Here is an 18,994-nt window from a genome sequence, read left to right as displayed (position 1 = left end):
TACGTGGGTTATCAGGTGCCGGAACGGGTAATCAAGCTGCTGTGCGGCAACGCCGCTTTTGACCAGGGGGCAGCTTATTATCATGCCCATAAGGTGGACCTTGTCTATACGGAGCATAATGAGGAAGACGAGTATTCCAAATACCGCGCTGAGGTCCATGGGCTGGACAGCCATGAGATTGCGCTGATCATCGACAGTGACGGGGATGTGCAGGGAGAATGCACCTGCCCGGCTTACTATCACGGCGGCCCCTTTTGCAAGCATATTGCGGCGGCGCTGGTGGCGGTTCTCTACCGCAGCCGGACAGCCGGAGCTGAAGAGGCTGAGGAGATGCAGGCAGATGCGGGGGAGGCTCATCCCGCACAGGCCGGCAGTCCGCCGCTGGCAGAGGACAGCTTCGGCCCCGCCGGGGCAGAGCACCGGGAGCGCAGCGGAGACCGGCAGCTGGTGAGCAGCATGCTCGGAATATTCACCGGAGGACGGCAGCGGCCAAGCGGTGCAGGCACGTATATCGATCTGCGGACACCGCTTCAGGTGGAGTTCATCTGCCGGCCCTTCAACTTCAGCTACGGCAGCACGATGCTTGGGCTGGAAGTGAGGCTTGGTCCGAAACGCCTTTATATTGTGCAGAAGATCAGATCTTTTTTGGAGCAGGTGCACCGGGGCGAGCCTTATGAATTCACGGCGCATTTCAGCTATGATCCCGCCCTGCACAGCTTCTCCAAAGAGGATAATGAGATTCTGCAGAAGCTGATTGAGATTATGCTGAATGAGAAGGTCTACCACAATCTCACTAGCCCCTATGGTTCCCGCACTAACCCTCCAGGGAATGACCGGCTGCTGCCGGTGGCCCCTTTTTTCTGGGAGAGTCTGTATCCCCTGCTGGAAGCAGCACCTGCCGCTCGCCTTCAGTATGGCCAGCTTTTGCTGGACCGCTTGTCCCTCTCGGAGGAGCTGCTGCCGCTCAGCTTCCAGTTCGACCAGGCACAGGAGGACGGCTACCGGCTGGATGTCCGGGGACTTGAGCAGCTTACGATTCTGGAGAGCTACGGGCTGGTCTTGACCGAGGGCAGGCTGCTGAAGCTCCCGGCGCAGGAATGCGGGCGGCTCTCCGAGCTGAAGCGGATGCTCAGCGGCAGCCGGCGGGACACCCTGGCGATTGCACCTGAGCAGATGGAGCCCTTCATGGAAACCGTCATCCCCGGGCTGAAGAAGCTGGGCAGGGTGAGCATTGCCGACTCCATTGCGGATAAGATCGTCCAGACCCGGCTTCACGCCAGACTTTACCTGGACCGGGTAAGGGACCGGCTGCTGGCCGGGCTTGAATTCCAGTACGGCGGGATTGTTATCAATCCGCTGGAGGAAAAGGCCCATGAGCGGAGCAGCGAGGTCATTCTGATGCGGGACGGGGAAGCCGAGCGGCGGATTCTGGACCTGATGGCCCATGAGTCCTTCTCGCGGACGGAGAGCGGATATATCATGCGTGACGAGGACGGGGAATTCGACTTCCTGCATCATACCATCCCGCTGCTGGAGCCGCTGCTTCAGGTCTATGCGACCACTGCAGTCAAGGATCGGGTGCTTACGGAGCATGCTCCGCCCAAGGTCAGCCTGAGCTGGAACGAGAAGACCGACTGGCTCGACTTCAAATTCGCCATGGATGGCATCACGGATAAAGACATCACAGAGGTCCTGAAATCTCTTCAGGAAAAGCGTAAGTATCACCGGCTCAAGGACGGAGCCCTGCTCCCGCTGGATACCTCAGAGTTCCAGGAAATTATCGACCTGATGAACGAGCTCGGCGTCCGCAGCGTGGATATCCGGAGTTCGGAGTTCTCCCTGCCGCTGGTCCGCGCCCTCCATCTCCATGCAGGCACCCTCCAGGGGCAGACGATCGAGACCGGCCGCTCCTTCCGGCGGCTGCTCGCTAATATGGCGAGTCCCGAGAATCTTGACTTTCCGCTGCCGGAGAGTCTGGCTCCCGTGCTGCGGGATTATCAGCAGTACGGCTTCCAGTGGATGAGGACGCTGGCCCATTACCGCTTCGGCGGGATTCTGGCGGACGACATGGGCCTCGGCAAAACACTCCAGAGCATCGCCTTCCTGCTCTCTGAGCTGGAGGACATCCGGCAGAGCGGCGTACCTGCGCTGGTGGTTGCCCCTGCTTCCCTGGTCTATAACTGGCTTAATGAGCTGAAGCGCTTCGCCCCGGAGATTAAGGCGGTCATTGCTGACGGCAACTCTGGTGAACGCGGCCGGATCGTGCGGAACACGGCCGGGCATGATGTCATCATCACCTCGTACCCGCTGCTGCGCAGAGATGTGGACGAGTACGCCAAGCGGTCGTTCCATACGCTCATTCTGGATGAAGCGCAGATGATCAAGAATCATGAGACCCAGACTTCACAGGCGGTCAGATTGCTTCAGGCACGTTACCGTTTTGCGCTGACCGGTACACCGGTGGAGAATGCACTGGAGGACCTGTGGTCGATCTTCAGCGTTGTCTTCCCCGGCTTGTTCCCCGGGAAGAAAGCCTTCCATGACCTTCCCCGGGAGACGGTCGCCAGGCGCGCCCGCCCCTTCCTGCTGCGCCGTCTGAAGAGCGATGTGCTGAAGGAGCTGCCGGACAAAATCGAGTCCCTCCAGGCCTCCGAGCTGCTGCCGGAGCAGAAACGGCTCTATGTCGCTTATCTGGCGCGGCTACGCAAAGAGGCGCTCAAGCATCTGGACAGCGACAGCTTTGGGGGCGGCCGGATCAAGGTGCTGGCCGGACTGACCCGGCTGCGCCAGCTGTGCTGCCATCCGGCCCTGTTCGTGGACGGATATACCGGAGGCTCCGGCAAATTCGAGCAGCTGCTGGAGATCATCGATGAGTGCCGCAGCTCCGGCAAACGGATGCTGATCTTCTCGCAGTTCACGCAGATGCTCGGTATGATCGGGCGCGAGCTGGCCCTGCTCGGGATTCCGCATTTCTATCTGGACGGACAGACCCCGGCCTCCCGGCGGGTTGAGCTGTGCAGCCGCTTCAATGAAGGCGAGCGCGACCTGTTCCTGATCTCGCTGAAGGCTGGCGGCACCGGCCTCAACCTGACCGGTGCCGATACGGTCATTCTCTACGACCTGTGGTGGAACCCTGCGGTCGAGCAGCAGGCGGCCGACCGCGCCCACCGGATCGGGCAGAAAAAGATCGTCCAGGTTATCCGCCTGGTAGCCCAGGGTACAGTGGAGGATAAGATGTACGAGCTGCAGCAGAAGAAGAAAAATCTGATTGACGAGGTGATCCAGCCGGGGCAGGAGGCGCTGCCCGGCCTGAGCGAACAGGACATCCGCGAGATCCTCTCTATCTGAGGCATCTGCGAGTTGTTGCCAGACCCGGCCTGGGAGATTTTCTGCTGTATTTTGTACACTAGAATAAGGCCATATTGGCTGAGAAATCGGATCTGTTGCACTTTGTACACTAGAGTTTTACGTATCTGCTGTTTCCGAGCAGAAATTCAAAAATCAAATGTATGAAATGCAGTAGAATGGTTTTTTGCGCCCAAAAGTACAGTTTCTATTGCACAGAATACAATACCAGCAAAATGCGTGCTTTGAAGACGGGACAAGAACCTGAAGCGGAACCCGGTTTGGACGCATCCGGCAAGTCCGGTATACTGCGTGCCGGCCAACCCGATTGGCTGCAATGTGAAGTGGGAGGGCCAGGATGCCCACTGGATGCCTGCCGAGGCTTGCGTTCCGGTATAACCCAAATATAAACAGGGACCTTCTGAGCGAGCAGCTCTGCAAGGTCCCTGTTTCATTTTACAGCTGGCAAGTCCAGAATAATATCCTAACCCTCTATACGTCTGAGCTTAATTTCTCATGCGTCACTACACGGTGTGCATTCACCAGTTGGCCGGTCGATGTCTTGCCCCACACGGATATTCCAATCTCATCTTCATCTACTTCTCCAGTGATGAACACAAATTCAAAGGCATTGAGATCGGCAAAATAATCCCGGGTTACCACCTGATTCGGAGCAACATCAATCACCTCACTGACATACAGCGTTCTGGTAGCGCCCAGCACGTATCCCTGAATACTAATAGAGGTGCTGCCTGGGGCACTCCGCTTGACAATTCTTACCGTCACCGTCTGCGTAGGTCTGACTCCCGAAACGGCATTGTTCTCTATCGGTCCTGTTGACAAAATCGCCATCCTGTCTCGCCCTCCCTTGAAGTTCTAGTGTCAATGCACGATATATTCATATTCGGACGTTCCTGTAACGGTGTGGACACAGGCCTGAGCCCAATCACCAATGACCGCAGGCACGCATATCCTTGAATAAGGAAAGACTGCCCATAGGCTGAGCTTTCTGCATACGAATGCCGAACGGAAGAAGGGACTCCCATGCCCCCTCCAGGAAAAGGAAAGAAGCCCGCCGCCAAAAAAACATCATCCAGCCCCAAAACCCAGACCCCTAAAGGGCTTGAATTCGCCGTAGCTGCACTTCTGTTGACCGGCAAGCTGAAAGTAGACTCTATCCAGATGTACACGGACGCATCGATGTTCGTCAGTCTGGTAGGCAAATATAAAACCCTAAGCGATCTGAGTAGTGACAATGTCGATAAGCTGGTCAGCTTCCTCGATGACAACAGCAGCCTGACGCTGAACGAGATCATGACCGCTTTGAAAAAGAAAGCCGGGAACATCTGAACACTTACGAAAGTAAAATGGGAGGGATGGGGTTATGGACAGTTTTGACGGAGAAGGATTTGCCGGCGGGCTCCTGCTGGTCATTGTAATTATGCTGCTGATTTATGGTTCAACAGACATTAAGAATCTGACAGGAGCGCCCAATGACGAGTAATTATTAACCGGAGGACGCCTGCTGCACAGTAATCTGCTCTTGCTTTCTCCCAGAAATTCGCTATACTGATACAAATCCATATTCAATCGATGACCGGGAGAGTAATGGTCTTATATCTAGTCCCCAGCGAGCCGGGTTAGTGGAAGCCGGTACAGATTAGAACCATGAAGCGCACCCGTGAGATGGACTTCTGAACCTTAGAGTAGGAAGCCCCGGCCGAGGACCGTTAACCTGTAAGGTGGCTGAACCGTAAGGCTTCAGCAACGAGAGTGGTACCGCGAGCGCACAAGCCTCGTCTCTTAGGAGATGAAGGCTTTTTTTGTCGTTATTTTATTCAGGAGGTTGTTATTGATGCCAATGTTAAGTGAGCTTATTCAAGAAAGCCTGAAGCAGTCTGTTCACACCATCGCGTTAACTCTGGGCGTGCCCGACATCGCTGAAGTCCATATTGCCCTGGAGCAGCCGGCGAGTGCCGACCACGGGGATTATTCCAGCAATATCGCTATGCAGCTCGCCCGCCCCTTGCGCAAAGCTCCACTGGCTATCGCCGGGCTAATCGCCGCTGAGCTCGAAGCTTCGGGCTCTGTGCACGGACTGGTGCTGAGAACCGAGGTAGCCGGTCCGGGGTTCATTAATATGTATCTGGATTGGCAGGCCTGGGCACGGGCGAAGGGGAATTTCACGCTTCCTCAGCATGCTGGGGGGTCGAAGGTGATCGTCGAGCATACGTCCGTTAACCCGAATAAAAGTATGCATATCGGCCATTTAAGAAACTCCTGTATCGGGGATGCGCTGGTGAGAGTACTGCGGGCGACCGGCCATTCTGTTGAGGTACACAACTATGTGGATGATCTCGGCAATCAGCTGGCAGATACCGTTGCCGGTCTGCTGAATGTTCCGCTGGCGGGAGAGCATGTAAGATTCGGAGACTACTGCTGGGACATCTATGCCGAGATTAACAAAACGTACGCACAGCAGCCGGAGATGGTGCAGAAACGGACCGGGATTCTTCATGCGCTGGAGGAAGGCCATGGTAATACTGCCTGGATTGGCAACCTCGTCGCCGGGCAGATTGTGAAAGAGCATGTGGAGGAGATGCGGGGGTTCGGCATTGACTACGATCTGCTGGTGTGGGAGAGCAGCATTCTGAAGGAGGGCTTTTGGGCCTCCGCGTTCGAGCTGCTGTCGCAGACGAAGATCTTCGTGCAGGAGACCGAAGGCAAGCTGGCAGGCTGCTGGATTCTGAAGCAACCCGCTGAAGACGCTGCACCGGACATGCAGGAGGAGCATCAGAAGGATAAGGTGCTGGTGCGCTCGAACGGAATTCTGACCTATACCGCCAAGGACATCGCCTATCATCTGTGGAAGTTCGGACTGCTGGAGAAGGATTTCAGCTACAGCGAATTTCAGAGCGGGCTGTGGACGACCGGCTTGAGCGGACAGGCTCTGCCTTTTGGACGGGCGGACCAGGTCGTGAACGTCATCGATTACCGGCAGGAATACCCGCAGCTGATGGTCAAGCAGGCGCTCAAGGCACTGGGATTCGGTGCGCAGGCAGACGCGCTGCATCATGTCAGCTATGGGGTGGTCTCGCTGAGTCCCGCTTCTGCAGCCAGTCTGGGCATTGATACCTCCAGCGGCAAAAGCTCCTACGCCATGTCCGGGCGCCAGGGAATCGGCATTAAGGTAACCGAGCTGGTCCGGCTCATGGAAGACATGATTGAATCCACCCGTTCGGATAAAAACGGCCTGTCCAGCCGGCTCATCGCCACCGCTGCCATCCGTTACTACCTGCTGCGCTTCAATCTGGGCACCGAGATTGTGTTCGACTTCAAACAGGCGATGGAAATCTCCGGCAACACCGGCGTTTACCTGATGTACGCCTACGCCCGGGCGCAGCGCGTACTTAGTAAGGCTGCGACGGGTGGCGTGGGCGAGTCTCGCGCTGGCGAGTCTGGCGCTGGCGGGGCTGGCGTGGGCGGGTCTGGCGCTGGCGGGGCTGGCGCTGGCGGGGCTGGCGCTGGCGGGGCTGGCGTGGGCGGGTCTGGCGCTGGCGGGGCTGGCGCTGGCGGGGCTGGCGCTGGAGAGTCAGGCGTGGGCGGGGCGCCTCTGTTCCCGGCGCAGCTCGAAGCAGCTGAGCTTGCCCTGCTGAGACAGCTCAGCTTGTGGCAGGACACACTCTATACAGCAAGCCGGGAGCTTACGCCGAATACGATTTGTAACTATGCCTATTCCCTGGCCTCGTTGTTCAGTAACTTCTACTCAGCTTGTCCGATTCTCAAAGGCGGGGAAGCCAGCATCACCTTCCGCCTGTGGCTGACCCGCAGCTTCACCGATACGCTGGGCGAAGCATTGGATGTGCTCGGTCTGCCTAAGCCAGAGCGGATGTAGACACACCGATCCTTCATCCTCTTAAGAACCAATCGCTCTAGCGGATGAATGAGCAGCAACCTATGCGGGTCCGTGCAGCTTGCACGGCTCCCCCTTCTCCATCCGCACACTTCTGCGTGCATCCTGTGTAATGAGGTGCACTTCTGCACCTCATACGCTCATTTTGCTCAAATCTGGTGAACTCAGAGGAACTTATACATTACATTCGCTTATTTGGGCTGCATTCAGTAAATTCAGCGACAGATAGACCATGCTAAATTGAGCGTACTAAGAACGCTACTTGGGGATGATTGGTTTTTGAGCTTTAATAATGTTATGTATTTCGCATCCTCCAAACAACAAAGCAGCCCTCCCGAAGGAAGGCTGCTGTTATGACGTCCCGGAAGGGATACAGCCCATTTGGGCTGATTGCGAAGTAGTGCTATCGAAGCTGATGCTCCAACGTCCCCTCGCTGACGCGTTGGGTTCTCATCCTCCGGACGCTGAAACAGCCCTCCATATGGAGGGCTGTTTCATATACGTCCCGGAAGGGATTCGAACCCCCGACCGTGCGCTTAGAAGGCGCATGCTCTATCCAACTGAGCTACCGGGACACGTAGAGTAACGTGGGACAACCAAAGCTTTTAAATAGTTATGTATTAATGCAACGTTATTTATTATACCTGATTCGCCAGAATTAGCAAGACCAAACTCTTCCAGTTAAGAAGCTTCCCGTGACGTGATACGGAAAGCCTCCTGCTCTATAGTCAAGCCTGGACATGAACTGCGGAAGATGCGGGCTCAGGGAACCTGCCGGAAATGCTCGCCCAGCTGCCGCTTCAGATCGCCGAAGATCAGCAGCTCGCGCTGGAACTTGGAGCGTTCATCCTCCGGGGTCATCACGGTGCTGCCGGTGAAGCCGCTGACCGTAACGTCCTGGAAGGCATCATGCAGATTATTGTCGAACCAGTCGGTGGCCGTATCCGCATCATTCGTCAGAATCCGGACAATTTCATAGCCCTCCTCGCGCTGATCCTCAACAATATACACCAGCAGCGCGGAATCGCCCACAGCTCCAGGCAATACGCCAACCTCTGCGCAAGGCGCACCGTCGTAATCAGTCATTCTGCGGATTTTGGCGTCTTTAATGTAATACACTTGTCATCATCCCTCCTGGCAAATTTCCCTCTCCCCTAGTGTTCGGATAAGGACATACATTTTATCCCTTCAATCGGCATATATCTGTATTACTTGGCAAAAAAGAAAGGACAGACAACAATCGCACAAAAGAGAGGATGAATCAGACATGTGCGGAATAACCGGATTTGTCCAGTGGCGCGGTGATCTTACAGGGCACTCGCAACTGCTCGTCAGAATGACCGAAACGTTAGCCAACCGCGGACCGGATGCAGCCGGAACCTGGATTTCAGGACCTATTGCCTTCGGTCACCGCCGACTCAGCGTCATCGATCCTGAGAATGGTGCACAGCCGATGATTGCCCGCCATGAAGATAAGCTGTACGCAATAGTATATAACGGCGAGCTATATAATGCCCCTGAGCTGAAAAAAGAGCTGAAGCAGCGCGGGCATCATTTTCTCACGGAATGCGATACCGAGGTTCTGCTGCATGCCTACATCGAATGGGGGCCGGATTGCACGGAGAAGCTCAATGGCATCTTCGCCTTTGCCGTCTGGGACAGCCTGCGCGATCAGGTATTCCTGGCTCGTGACCGCCTGGGCGTGAAGCCGCTGTTCTACAGCCAAGTCGATGACGTCTTCGTCTTCGGGTCGGAGCCCAAGGCGCTGCTGCAGCATCCCCTCGTCCAGCCGAAGGTCGGACCGGAGGGTCTGGCCGAGATTTTCATAATCGGTCCGGCACGGACTCCGGGACAAGGGGTATACAAAGATATATTCGAGCTTCGCCCGGGTCATGCCATGATTTACAGCCGCAGCGGAATCCGCAGCTATGCCTACTGGAAGCTGGAGAGTGTCCGGCATACCGATAACGTGGATGAGACGGCAGCACGGGTGCGCGAATTGCTTCAGGATACGCTGGAGCGCCAGCTGGTCTCTGATGTCCCTGTCTGCTCACTGCTCTCCGGCGGACTGGACTCCAGCGCCCTGACCGCGCTTGCCGTAGATTATTACAAGCGGACCGGCCAGGGCCGGGTCGATACCTTCTCAGTCGATTATGTAGACAACGACAAGCATTTCAAAAGCCATACCTTCCAGCCCGGAGCCGACGGTCCCTGGATTCAGCGGATGGTCGACGAGCTGGACACGAACCATCACTTTATCGCTTTTGACACACCGGAGCTGGCAGCCGCACTCGATAATGCCCTGTACTCCCGCGATTTGCCGGGGATGACCGACGTGGATTCCTCACTCTATTTGTTCTGCCAGGAGATCAAAAAGAAAGCCACCGTAGCCATCTCAGGCGAAGCAGCAGACGAAATCTTCGGCGGCTACCCCTGGTTCCACCGTGAGGAGATGTTATCCTCCGGTACCTTCCCCTGGTCAGTGGCACCCAACATGCGTGCCGGATTATTATCGCCGGAAATCCGGGAGTGGATACGTCCGCTGGAATATTTAGGAGACCGGTACAGCGACGCGGTGGCCGAGGTACCGAAGCTTGACGGTGAGACCGGCAAACAGGCACAGATGCGTGTGATGTCCTATCTCAACATTACCCGCTTCATGCCGACCCTGCTGGACCGCAAGGACCGGATGAGCATGGGCGTGGGACTGGAGGTACGCGTTCCGTATTGTGACCACCGGCTGGTGCAATATGTTTTTAACATTCCATGGGAAATTAAGATGACAGGCAACCGGGAGAAAGGCATTCTGCGCAAGGCGCTGGAGGGCGTACTGCCGGACGATGTGCTCTACCGCAAAAAAAGCCCGTACCCCAAAACGCATAACCCTGCCTATCTGAACAAGGTGCGCTCACAGGTGCTGAGCATTCTGGACGATCCCTCCTCCCCCATCCTCCCGCTCATTGATCCGGCCAAAATCCGGGACATCGCCGCGTCACCAGAGTCTTCGACCAATCTGCCATGGTTCGGCCAGCTGATGTCCGGCCCGCAATTATTCGCTTATCTGGCCCAGGTCAACCTGTGGCTGAAGACTTACAATGTGTCGATCGGCTGATTACAGGCGGGATCTGTGATCTTTGCCGCAGACTCCCCGGAGGCTACCCTCTACAACAATAAATGAAGCACATCCGGTGATTTAGGGGTCTGATCCAATGCAGTCTATCGTCAAATCGGATTCTCCGTCCAAAAGCAGGCTGACCCTCTTCATGCTGGTCACCTTCGGGTTCACCTGGCTCTGCTGGCTGCCGCTGCTGCTTAACAAACAGTTCGCAGCTGGCCTGCCGGTCTTGCCCAGCCAGTTCTATCTCGGCTCCTTCGGCCCGCTGCTCGGCACCTTAATCAGCCTGAAGCGGTCTGGAGAGGAAGGCATTCTGGTGTGGTGCAGAACTGCATTTTCTCTGTCTTTTTCTCTAAAATGGCCCCTGATCGCAGCCGGTCTTCCGCTCGCTTATGGAGCAGCTGCGGTGCTGGCCCACACCTTAATTACCGGCAGCTTACCAGATATGCAGCAGTTCGGTCTAACCTCCGATCTTCCTCCCCGGTTCGGCATCGGGATGACTTCCCTGGTGTGGATGCTTACCTTCGGCATCGGGGAAGAGAGCGGCTGGCGCGGTTACCTGCTGCCGAAGCTGCACCGGCACTATTCACTGTTCACTTCGGCCCTGCTCGTAGCCCTGATCTGGATGGCCTGGCATCTGCCGGCGTTCTGGTTCAACGAGAACTATCTCGGAATGGGCTTTGGGGTGCTGGGCTGGGCAATCAGCCTGGTCTACGGCTCAGTTGTGTTGGCCTGGATCTGCGCCGGAAGCCGCTGGAGCATTATTCCAGTCATTGTATGGCACGGGATCTTCGATCTGCTGACTGCCAGTGATCAGGCGGCCGATGTTATGGCGATGGTCTGCAGTATGCTGGTCATCCTCCACGGCATCCTGCTGATGAGGATTCTCCGCCGGAGAGGCCGTTAATGCACAAGAGCAGACCGCCCGGGGCGGTCTGCTCTTGCTTTTGCTCCAAATTCTCATTCTATAATCAGAAATTGAAATTATCCGGGTCCGGGCCGAAGCGGTGGTTCTGATTCAGCTCCTCGATGGCCTTAACATCCTCATCGCTAAGTGTGAAGTCAAAGAAGCCGGCGTTCTCAATGATCCGCTCCGGATGGACCGACTTCGGAATGGTGATGACGCCCTGCTGCAGATCCCAGCGCAGAACAATCTGCGCTACCGTCTTGCCGTACCGCTCCGCCAGTTCCTTCAGCAGCGGCAGATCCAGATTCCCCTGCATAAGCGGACTCCAGGCCTCCAGCTGGATATCATGCTCCCGCGCATATTTCAGCAATTCACGCTGGGTCAGCAGCGGATGGAACTCCACCTGGTCTACCACTGGCACCACGCCGCTGTCGTCGATGATATCCTCCAGATGATGCGTCTGGAAATTGCTCACCCCGATGGATTTGACCAGCCCTTCCTTTTGCAGATGGATCAGCGCTTTCCAGGTCTCTTTATATTTGCCGGCCACCGGCCAGTGAATCAAGTATAAATCTACCTGCTCCAGACCCAGCTTCTTGCGGCTGACTTCAAAAGCCTTCAGGGTCGATTCATACCCCTGATCCGGGTTGCGGACCTTGGTGGTAATGAACAGCTCTTCCCGGGGAACGCCGCATTCACGGATCGCCTGCCCCACACCCTCTTCATTGTTATAGCCGGCCGCCGTATCAATACTGCGATACCCCGTCTCTACCGCAGACTTTACCGCGCGGATAACCTCCTCGCCATCCTTGGTCTGCCATACGCCAAGACCCAGCCAAGGCATCGTTACTCCATCGTTCAAGGTAGGCCCGCCTGTAAATGGTGCGTTCTTTTCAGTCATATCGATACCCTCCAAGCCTAATTTGAATTCATCAAGCTTCCTTAACCGTATTACCGCTCTCATAATCATCCAATTGTGAAATCCGTTCACCGTTATAGCGAATAGGTTGCCAAATTGTGAAGATTGTATGCCCGCTTGTACAAAAATGAAAATGGAGCACAGCCCCTTCCCGGCCGCACTCCATTACAAAACAGCTTATTTCTTGTCAATCAGCTTGAAATCGTCAAAATGAAACTCCGGCGATACGATGCAGGAGACCAGTGCCGGTTCTTCGCCCAGCGGACGGGCGGCCTGCCATACACCGGGAGGAATCACTACCTGCGGCTGCTGGCCCGCGGCGATATCCAGACCCAGGATAACCTCTGTTACGTTCTCCGGCTCTGCGCCGTTGCCTCCCAGACTAAGCACGATCGGGCTGCCGGAATGATACAGCCAGATTTCGGAGGACAGCACCGTATGCCAGTCCGAAGTCTCGTCAGCATGAAGCAGGAAATAGATCGATGAAGCTGAAGCGCGCGGGCCCGAGTATGCCTCTCCCAGCGTGTCCTTGGGAATCTCAAACGGTGAATTCCACAGTCTCTTGTACCATCCGCCTTCCACGTGGGGCTGCAGCCCCAAGGTTTCTACGAGCGGGGAAATCTCTTTTTGCGTCATGGGTTCTTCTCCTTCAAGTCTTGCACAGCGGCAAAACAGTCTTCATAAGCAAAGGCTTAAGAGGTACAAGCGTACCTGCTAAGCCTCGGCCTGATTGTGCTATTAACTGTAACGGATACTGCAGCAATTGTAAATTGTCTTAAGCTTATTTGCCTTCTTTGCCCGCCTTGAATACTTCGGCAATGGCTCCCAGGCTGCCCAGCGTTTCCACTGCACTGGTTGGCAGGAATATTTTGTTCGCTGGTCCCTTAGACATATCAGTCAAGGCTTCAAAGGACTGATAAGCCAGCACTCTTTCATCCAGCCCTGCGCTGGCAATCATGGCAATCCGGGCCTTCTCGGCCATCGCCACTGCTTCGATTGCCTTGGCCTGGCCGAGGGCTTCCAGCTCCTGCGCCTGACCGAGACCTTCCGCCTGACGGATGCGGGCTTCCTTATCCCCTTCCGCCTTCAGGATCTTACTCTGCTTATCCCCTTCGGCACGAAGGATCATATCCTGCTTGGCGGCTTCCGCCTCCAGGACAATCGCACGCTTGCTGCGTTCTGCCTTCATCTGTTTGTCCATGGCTTCCTGAATATCAAGCGGCGGCTTGATGTCGATCACTTCGACACGCTCAATGCGCACGCCCCACTTCTCTGTCGCTTCATCCAGCGCGAGACGGATATCGGAGGAGATTTTTTCACGGCCGGACAAGGTTTCATCCAGCTCCAGCTTACCGATAATCTGACGCATGGTGGCTGTGGAGATATTCCGTACCCCATACACATAATCGGAGATTCCGTATGTTGCTTCTTCCGGACCCACTACCTGATAGAAGATAATCGTATCGATCTGCACCTGTACGTTATCCTTCGTGATTACCGTCTGCGGCGGTACATTCGCCTGTTGAATCCGCAGGTCATGATAGACCCGCACCTGGTCAATGACCGGAATCAGAATGTTCAGACCCGGTGTGAGCAGCCGGTGGAATTTACCCAGACGCTCTACAACTCCAACTCTTTGCTGCGGGACAATCTTGATCGTCATTGCGATAAATACTACGACTACAACAAGAATAATTCCGATAATCACCAATTCCATTAGTACATATCCCCCCATCGTTCTACTTCAATAATGGTCGTGCTTCTTCTTACTACAATTACCTGCTGACCCTTGCCCAGTGCGACTGTAGAGGTTGCACTCCATGTATCGCCGCCAATCTTGACCTGCCCGTAACGCCCAGGCTCAATCGGTTCAACGACCAGACCTTGCCTGCCGATAATCTCGGTACCCGTATCCTTGAAGCCCCGCGCATTGCGCAGCCGCTCAGACAATGGCTTGGTGAAGAACGTCAGGACCAGGGCTAACAACGAACCCGCTACAACCTGCAGCAGCCATGCATCCGGCAGCACAAGCGCAACCAGTCCGGCAGCCAAGGCTCCCAGGCTAAGCCATAACAAATAGAATGTAAACGTAAACATCTCTACAACAAACAAGACGCCAGCGGCAATCAACCACAATACCCACATACTCATTGGTGAACCCACCACCTTCCGCTATATACTACTATAACGAAATAATCGGCATCACGTTTCACAAAATTTTTGGAGGCCGGGACAGCCGCCTGTCTGTTTATTATACTTCACCCTATGGAAGCTTATGAACAGCAAAGGTAAATACAGTACGGCTAAGATGTATTTAAACATAAATATATCCAATCGAAGCAAGTGGATATTGTACGTCTAATTCGGAGTAATTGTGGCACATTTAGAAATTAGTTGGAAAAACAACACTTAATCGGTCCGTTCTTTCGTGAATCGAGAAAGTCCGGCGGATTAACTGTACTTTTTCCAACTCTTCCCTTTGCGTAATTCATTTCGGAGAAATTAAGTGCCTTTTTTCCAGTTATCTCCACTCACTCCTCCTAATTAACAAGCAGAATCATGCTCTGTAACGCATTCTATTCGAAAGAGCACTTAAAAACGGTGCCAGCTTAAAGCCGGCACCGCTCCTTCTTTTATACTTAGGCATACTTATGCCCTATGGCTGGATTCCTATGGATGAACGTTAACGCTGTATCACCCTATAGTCAGCTTCTTCCTATCCTCCTCCTGAAGAGCGCTGTCCGCTCCGCCATTAGTTCAGCTTCCAGAGCGCAGGCGCGACATTCGGCTCCCAGCCGGCAAGGGCGGTATGCGCCTGCAGGCAGGTGTAGGATTGCCCGCTGAAGGTTACGATACTGCCGACACTATAAGCGGTGCCTGCTTTCCAGGCAGCAACGCCTGGCGTAGCCGAAGGGACTGGCGTCACTACAGGAGTTGAAGTTGGCGCTATCGTCGGCGTAGCCGAAGGACTTACTGTCGGGAGTGGCGTAGCTGTCGGCTGTGGGGTAGCGTTACCACAGGTACCGGTCACCCGCCACACCCCGAAGGCACCGCTGAGATCCGGCCGGTCTCCCTGCGTCCACCACTGGGCCTGATAGATCAGCCCGCCATAGGAGACTTGCTGGCCCTGTGTGTAGACAGCGGTGGAACTCCAGGCTGCCGTAGAGCATTGCCCCGGCGTTGCCGTCGGTGCCACTGTCGCAGTCGGCGTGGCCGATGGCTTCACCGTTGCTGTCGGCGCCACCGTCGCGGTCGGCGTAGCCGATGGCTTCACCGTGGCCGTCGGTGCCACTGTCGCGGTCGGCGTAGCCGATGGCTTCACCGTAGCCGTCGGCGCCACTGTCGCGGTCGGCACCGGCGTAGCTGTTGGAGTTACCACTCCGCCGCCCAGCTCAGCACTGAGCTTAGTCTGCAGCGTCTTGTTACGGTCTCCGCTGGTCTCCCAGAACATTGCCCCGGCGAGGCCTTTGCTCTTGAGATAACTGGCTTTGTAGCCGATGGATTCGGCATCATCATAGCTGATGAAGGTCTGGTTGGTCGGGTTATAGAGATAAGGGACCTTGGAGGTGTTGTTCCAGTAACGGGTGTAGCCGTTCTTATTGATATAATTGGCTTCCAGATCACTGAAATCGTAGTTGCCCTTCTCCCAGGTTCCGGTCTGGGAGATCCCGGCAGATACCTGATACTGACCGTTGCCCGCAGCAGGAGCCCCGCCCCAGCCCCGGCCGTAGAACGGCATGCCGAGCACCAGCTTATTAGCCGGTACGCCTGCACTCAGATAGCTGGTCACCGCCTTGTCGATGTTATAATTCGCCGGTTCGGTCAATCCGGATGAAGCGGCAGCCGGATCATAATACAGCGGTGCATTGTGGCCGGTAGTAGGGTTCCAGCTGCCGTTGAAGTCATAGGTCATAATGTTGATCCAGTCCACCACAGAGGCGATTCCGCTGAGATTGTTATTCTGGATGTAGGTCGGACCTGCACCCGAGGCAATGGTCAGGAGATAGGTTTTGCCGTCGGCAGCTCCGGCGGCATTCAGCTTTTCCCGGATCTTTTGGAGCAACAGGATGTAGTTCTGTTTATCCTCAGGACGGTAGCTGTTGCCCGCAAGCCCGCCACTGACCGGGTATTCCCAGTCCAGATCGACGCCGTCCATCTTGTATTTGCGGATGAAATCCACGGAGGAGCTCGCGAATACCTCACGGGTTGCCGCTGTGGCAGCAACATCCGAGAAGCGGTTGGACCAGGTCCAGCCCCCGACGGAGATCATGGTCTTCAGATTCGCATTCTTCTCCTTCAGCTTCCAGAGCTGCTTCAGATTCCCCTTGATCGGGTCATCCCATTTATCATCACCGAAGCTTTTCTGGGCATCGATCCAGGGATCGCCCAGCACTACGGTGCCATTGGGAACGCTGATCGCCTGCCCCTGCTCGTTCTGGCAGGACCAGGTAACCGGATTCGGTCCGGTCGGGTCGGGATTGCCGTGTATTCCATTCCAGCAGATGTCGGCAAAGGCATAGTTGATGACATTCATTTTGCCAGGGTCGATATCCGTTACATTATAAGCCCGCCCATAGGCGGCCCAGGAAGCATAATAGCCGACAATCTTGTAGTCACCGGCTGCCTGAACAGTTCTGCTATTTGCACCAAAAGCCGAAAAAAGAGTAAGGAAAAGGACTGCCGCCAAGCCAAGCACAAAGGATTTTCTTTTGATAAAGGCCATTTCGTGATTACCTCCCCGGTTCAATGCGTAACCTGTAAGCCTGCTTCATGGACATCCATGCGCCTCTGCCATTAAGGATATTAAGTGACCGTTCTTCCCTTGCCGCGAATGAGAAAGCTCAGCGTTCACCTCCCGGACCCGATTGGCCTTGACCTTCACCCTGTGAAACTATTAAATTCCTGGCAGTTGTAACTGGTAGACTAGGGAAACACAGCCAAGTGGAAACGGCTTCGCCGTCCTTTTAAAGAACGGTACCGTTTCTGCGAGAAACTTATATTTTCAGAAAAAGCGCAGTTCAGCGGCATACGGATCACTCGCACCGCTGCGGATGGGTTGTTGTTTGGTACTGGTCAGGATGGGTAGAATGCGGCGATTTGCGGGAGGATGCAGGATCTGCGAAGGGGTGAAGTCAACTCTTATTCTCATACAAAGCCGGAGGATATGCTAGGGATAAATTTCCATAATCAGGGGGGATTATTATCTAAAAAACAGAAGCAGCCCCAAGCATAATCTGCTTAAGGGCTGCTTCCAGGGTTCCAAATCTTCTATTGACCGCTGCTCTGCGCGGCAGCAAGCTTCTCGGTCAGACGCCGCAGCGCCGTCCCGCGGTGGCTGATCGACTGCTTCTCCGCAAGCGTCAGCTCAGCCATCGTCTTCTCGTATTCCGGGAGATAGAACAGCGGGTCATAACCGAAACCGCCGGCGCCCGCCGGCTCGGAGGTAATCCAGCCTTCGACCGTCCCCTCAGCCGTCCATTCCCGGCCGTCCGCCGGATCATAGAGCGACAGGGCACAGACGAACCGGGCGGGACTCAGCAGCGGCTGTCCGGTATCCTCGCCCTGCTTCAGCCGTTCCAGCTCGCTCATCAGCTTCAGATTATTCGCCTCATCATCCGCCGCCTCACCGGCATAGCGGGCCGAGTACACGCCGGGACTTCCGTCCAGCGCCTCTACGCAGAGACCGGAATCGTCTGCCAGCACCGGCAGTCCAAGAGCGTCCCCTACAGCGCGGGATTTCTTGAAGGCATTCTCGGCAAAAGTGGCCCCGTCCTCGACCACATCCGGCAGGTCCGGGTAGTCATACATGCTTTTGACCGTAAGTCCCAGGGGAGTAAAGGCATGCTGGAACTCCCGCACCTTACCTTTGTTCTTCGTCGCGACAATCAGAACTCCGCTGCCGGACTTCATCCTACACCTCTTGGCCGGTCTGGCCGGCAGGGATTTTGAGCGCGATGGCGCCAAGGACTTCTTTTTGCACAGCGATCAGCTCGTAGATTCCCTTCTCTCCGAGACCGAGCAGCTGATCCAGCTCCTGGCGGGTGAACGGCCGCTCTTCGCCCGTGCCCTGAACCTCAACGAAAGCGCCGCTGCCCGTCATGACCACGTTCATATCCACCTTCGCCTTGGAATCCTCTTCATAATTCAGGTCGAGCAGCGTCTTGTCGCCGACGACCCCCACACTGATAGCCGCCAGGTAGTCCGTAATCGGGAAGACCGTCAGCTTATTCTGAAGGGCAAGCTTATTCATAGCGAAGGCCATCGCTACAAAAGCGCCCGTAATCGAAGCCGTCCGCGTTCCCCCGTCCGCCTGAATCACATCACAGTCCAGCGTAATGCTGCGTTCGCCAAGCGCCTGCAGGTTCACCACCGAACGCAAGGCCCGTCCGATCAGACGCTGGATTTCCATGGTCCGCCCGGTCAGCTTGCCGCGCGCGGCTTCACGCTGGTTGCGGGTCTGGGTCGCGCGGGGAAGCATCGAATATTCGGCGGTTACCCAGCCCTTGCCTTGTCCTTTCAGAAACGGCGGGACCTTCTCGTCCACGGTTGCCGTACAAATGACCTTGGTATCTCCCATCTCAATGATGACGGAGCCTTCTGCATATTTGTTGGTCTGGGTCGTTATTGTTATTGGCCGGAGCTGATCTTCGTTGCGTCCGTTTGATCTCATCTTTTCTGCCTCCTACATCGTATAGCGCGAAGTTTGTATATACATTCATCCGTATCTTATACGCAGAAACGGGTGCCGCCCCCTGTGGAAGAGAACGGCACCGCTGCTCCTGACCCGTTATTCGG

General features: G+C 55.5%; 15 protein-coding genes, 1 tRNA gene and 1 other annotated feature. Of the genes, 5 read left to right on the top strand and 11 right to left on the bottom strand.

Annotated elements, in window-relative coordinates; genetic code table 11:
- Positions 1 to 3 precede the first annotated feature (3 nt).
- Positions 4 to 3,348, top strand: coding sequence for a DEAD/DEAH box helicase (locus tag MKX63_RS11150; RefSeq protein ID WP_341017082.1), 3,345 nt, complete (start codon positions 4 to 6; stop codon positions 3,346 to 3,348).
- 489 nt (positions 3,349 to 3,837) lie between these two features.
- On the opposite strand, the gene MKX63_RS11145 is transcribed toward MKX63_RS11150, so the two are convergent.
- Positions 3,838 to 4,197 (bottom strand): hypothetical protein, encoded by a 360-nt coding sequence (locus tag MKX63_RS11145; RefSeq protein WP_341017080.1) that lies wholly within the window; start codon positions 4,195 to 4,197, stop codon positions 3,838 to 3,840.
- A 192-nt stretch (positions 4,198 to 4,389) separates the two neighbouring features.
- Between MKX63_RS11145 and MKX63_RS11140 the strand changes: the two genes are divergently transcribed.
- Positions 4,390 to 4,695: a hypothetical protein gene (locus MKX63_RS11140; RefSeq protein WP_341017078.1), complete on the top strand. Its 306-nt coding sequence runs from the start codon at positions 4,390 to 4,392 to the stop codon at positions 4,693 to 4,695.
- Positions 4,696 to 4,929: 234 nt separating this feature from the next.
- Positions 4,930 to 5,152 (top strand) — a binding site (T-box leader).
- 54 nt (positions 5,153 to 5,206) lie between these two features.
- On the top strand, positions 5,207 to 7,240 hold the full coding sequence (locus MKX63_RS11135; protein ID WP_341018604.1) for an arginine--tRNA ligase: 2,034 nt from the start codon (positions 5,207 to 5,209) through the stop codon (positions 7,238 to 7,240).
- A 519-nt stretch (positions 7,241 to 7,759) separates the two neighbouring features.
- Here the strand turns inward: MKX63_RS11135 and MKX63_RS11130 are convergent.
- A tRNA-Arg gene (locus tag MKX63_RS11130) sits at positions 7,760 to 7,833 on the bottom strand.
- 187 nt (positions 7,834 to 8,020) lie between these two features.
- Positions 8,021 to 8,377 carry a hypothetical protein gene (locus MKX63_RS11125; RefSeq protein ID WP_076083164.1) on the bottom strand — a complete coding sequence of 119 codons (357 nt, stop codon included), beginning with the start codon at positions 8,375 to 8,377 and terminating at the stop codon, positions 8,021 to 8,023.
- Between the two features lie 148 nt (positions 8,378 to 8,525).
- Between MKX63_RS11125 and asnB the strand changes: the two genes are divergently transcribed.
- A complete protein-coding gene (asnB, locus tag MKX63_RS11120; RefSeq protein WP_341017077.1) occupies positions 8,526 to 10,370 on the top strand; it encodes an asparagine synthase (glutamine-hydrolyzing) in 1,845 nt (614 codons plus the stop codon).
- Between the two features lie 97 nt (positions 10,371 to 10,467).
- Entirely contained in the window at positions 10,468 to 11,280 is an 813-nt protein-coding gene (locus MKX63_RS11115) for a CPBP family intramembrane glutamic endopeptidase (protein ID WP_341017076.1), read from the top strand.
- Positions 11,281 to 11,344: 64 nt separating this feature from the next.
- Here MKX63_RS11115 and MKX63_RS11110 read toward each other — a convergent pair whose 3' ends face one another.
- The 8 genes from MKX63_RS11110 to rph all read right to left on the bottom strand — a co-directional run bounded on the left by MKX63_RS11110 (position 11,345) and on the right by rph (position 18,869).
- On the bottom strand, positions 11,345 to 12,181 hold the full coding sequence (locus MKX63_RS11110; protein WP_341017074.1) for an aldo/keto reductase: 837 nt from the start codon (positions 12,179 to 12,181) through the stop codon (positions 11,345 to 11,347).
- Positions 12,182 to 12,376: 195 nt separating this feature from the next.
- Positions 12,377 to 12,835, bottom strand: a complete 459-nt coding sequence (locus tag MKX63_RS11105; RefSeq protein WP_341017073.1) for a cupin domain-containing protein — start codon at positions 12,833 to 12,835, stop codon at positions 12,377 to 12,379.
- A 145-nt stretch (positions 12,836 to 12,980) separates the two neighbouring features.
- On the bottom strand, positions 12,981 to 13,916 hold the full coding sequence (locus MKX63_RS11100; RefSeq protein WP_341017072.1) for an SPFH domain-containing protein: 936 nt from the start codon (positions 13,914 to 13,916) through the stop codon (positions 12,981 to 12,983).
- Positions 13,916 to 14,350: an NfeD family protein gene (locus tag MKX63_RS11095; RefSeq protein WP_341017070.1), complete on the bottom strand. Its 435-nt coding sequence runs from the start codon at positions 14,348 to 14,350 to the stop codon at positions 13,916 to 13,918. The genes MKX63_RS11100 and MKX63_RS11095 overlap by 1 nt, the downstream gene beginning before the upstream one ends.
- Positions 14,351 to 14,951: 601 nt before the next feature.
- The gene (locus MKX63_RS11090; protein WP_341017069.1) at positions 14,952 to 16,922 is read right to left on the bottom strand and encodes a glycosyl hydrolase family 18 protein; all 1,971 of its coding nucleotides are present in this window, start codon (positions 16,920 to 16,922) and stop codon (positions 14,952 to 14,954) included.
- Between the two features lie 279 nt (positions 16,923 to 17,201).
- Entirely contained in the window at positions 17,202 to 17,348 is a 147-nt protein-coding gene (locus MKX63_RS11085) for a hypothetical protein (protein WP_341017068.1), read from the bottom strand.
- Positions 17,349 to 17,467: 119 nt separating this feature from the next.
- A complete protein-coding gene (locus MKX63_RS11080; RefSeq protein WP_341017067.1) occupies positions 17,468 to 18,109 on the bottom strand; it encodes an XTP/dITP diphosphatase in 642 nt (213 codons plus the stop codon).
- 1 nt (position 18,110) lies between these two features.
- Complete coding sequence (rph, locus tag MKX63_RS11075; RefSeq protein ID WP_340938506.1) at positions 18,111 to 18,869, bottom strand: ribonuclease PH; 759 nt, start codon at positions 18,867 to 18,869, stop codon at positions 18,111 to 18,113.
- Positions 18,870 to 18,994: the final 125 nt, after the last annotated feature.

It is taken from the genome of Paenibacillus sp. FSL R7-0179, assembly GCF_038002265.1.
Classification (GTDB): domain Bacteria; phylum Bacillota; class Bacilli; order Paenibacillales; family Paenibacillaceae; genus Paenibacillus_AQ.
The sequence above is the reverse complement of the archived record's forward strand: the minus strand, read 5'-3'. Positions and strand labels throughout refer to the sequence as shown.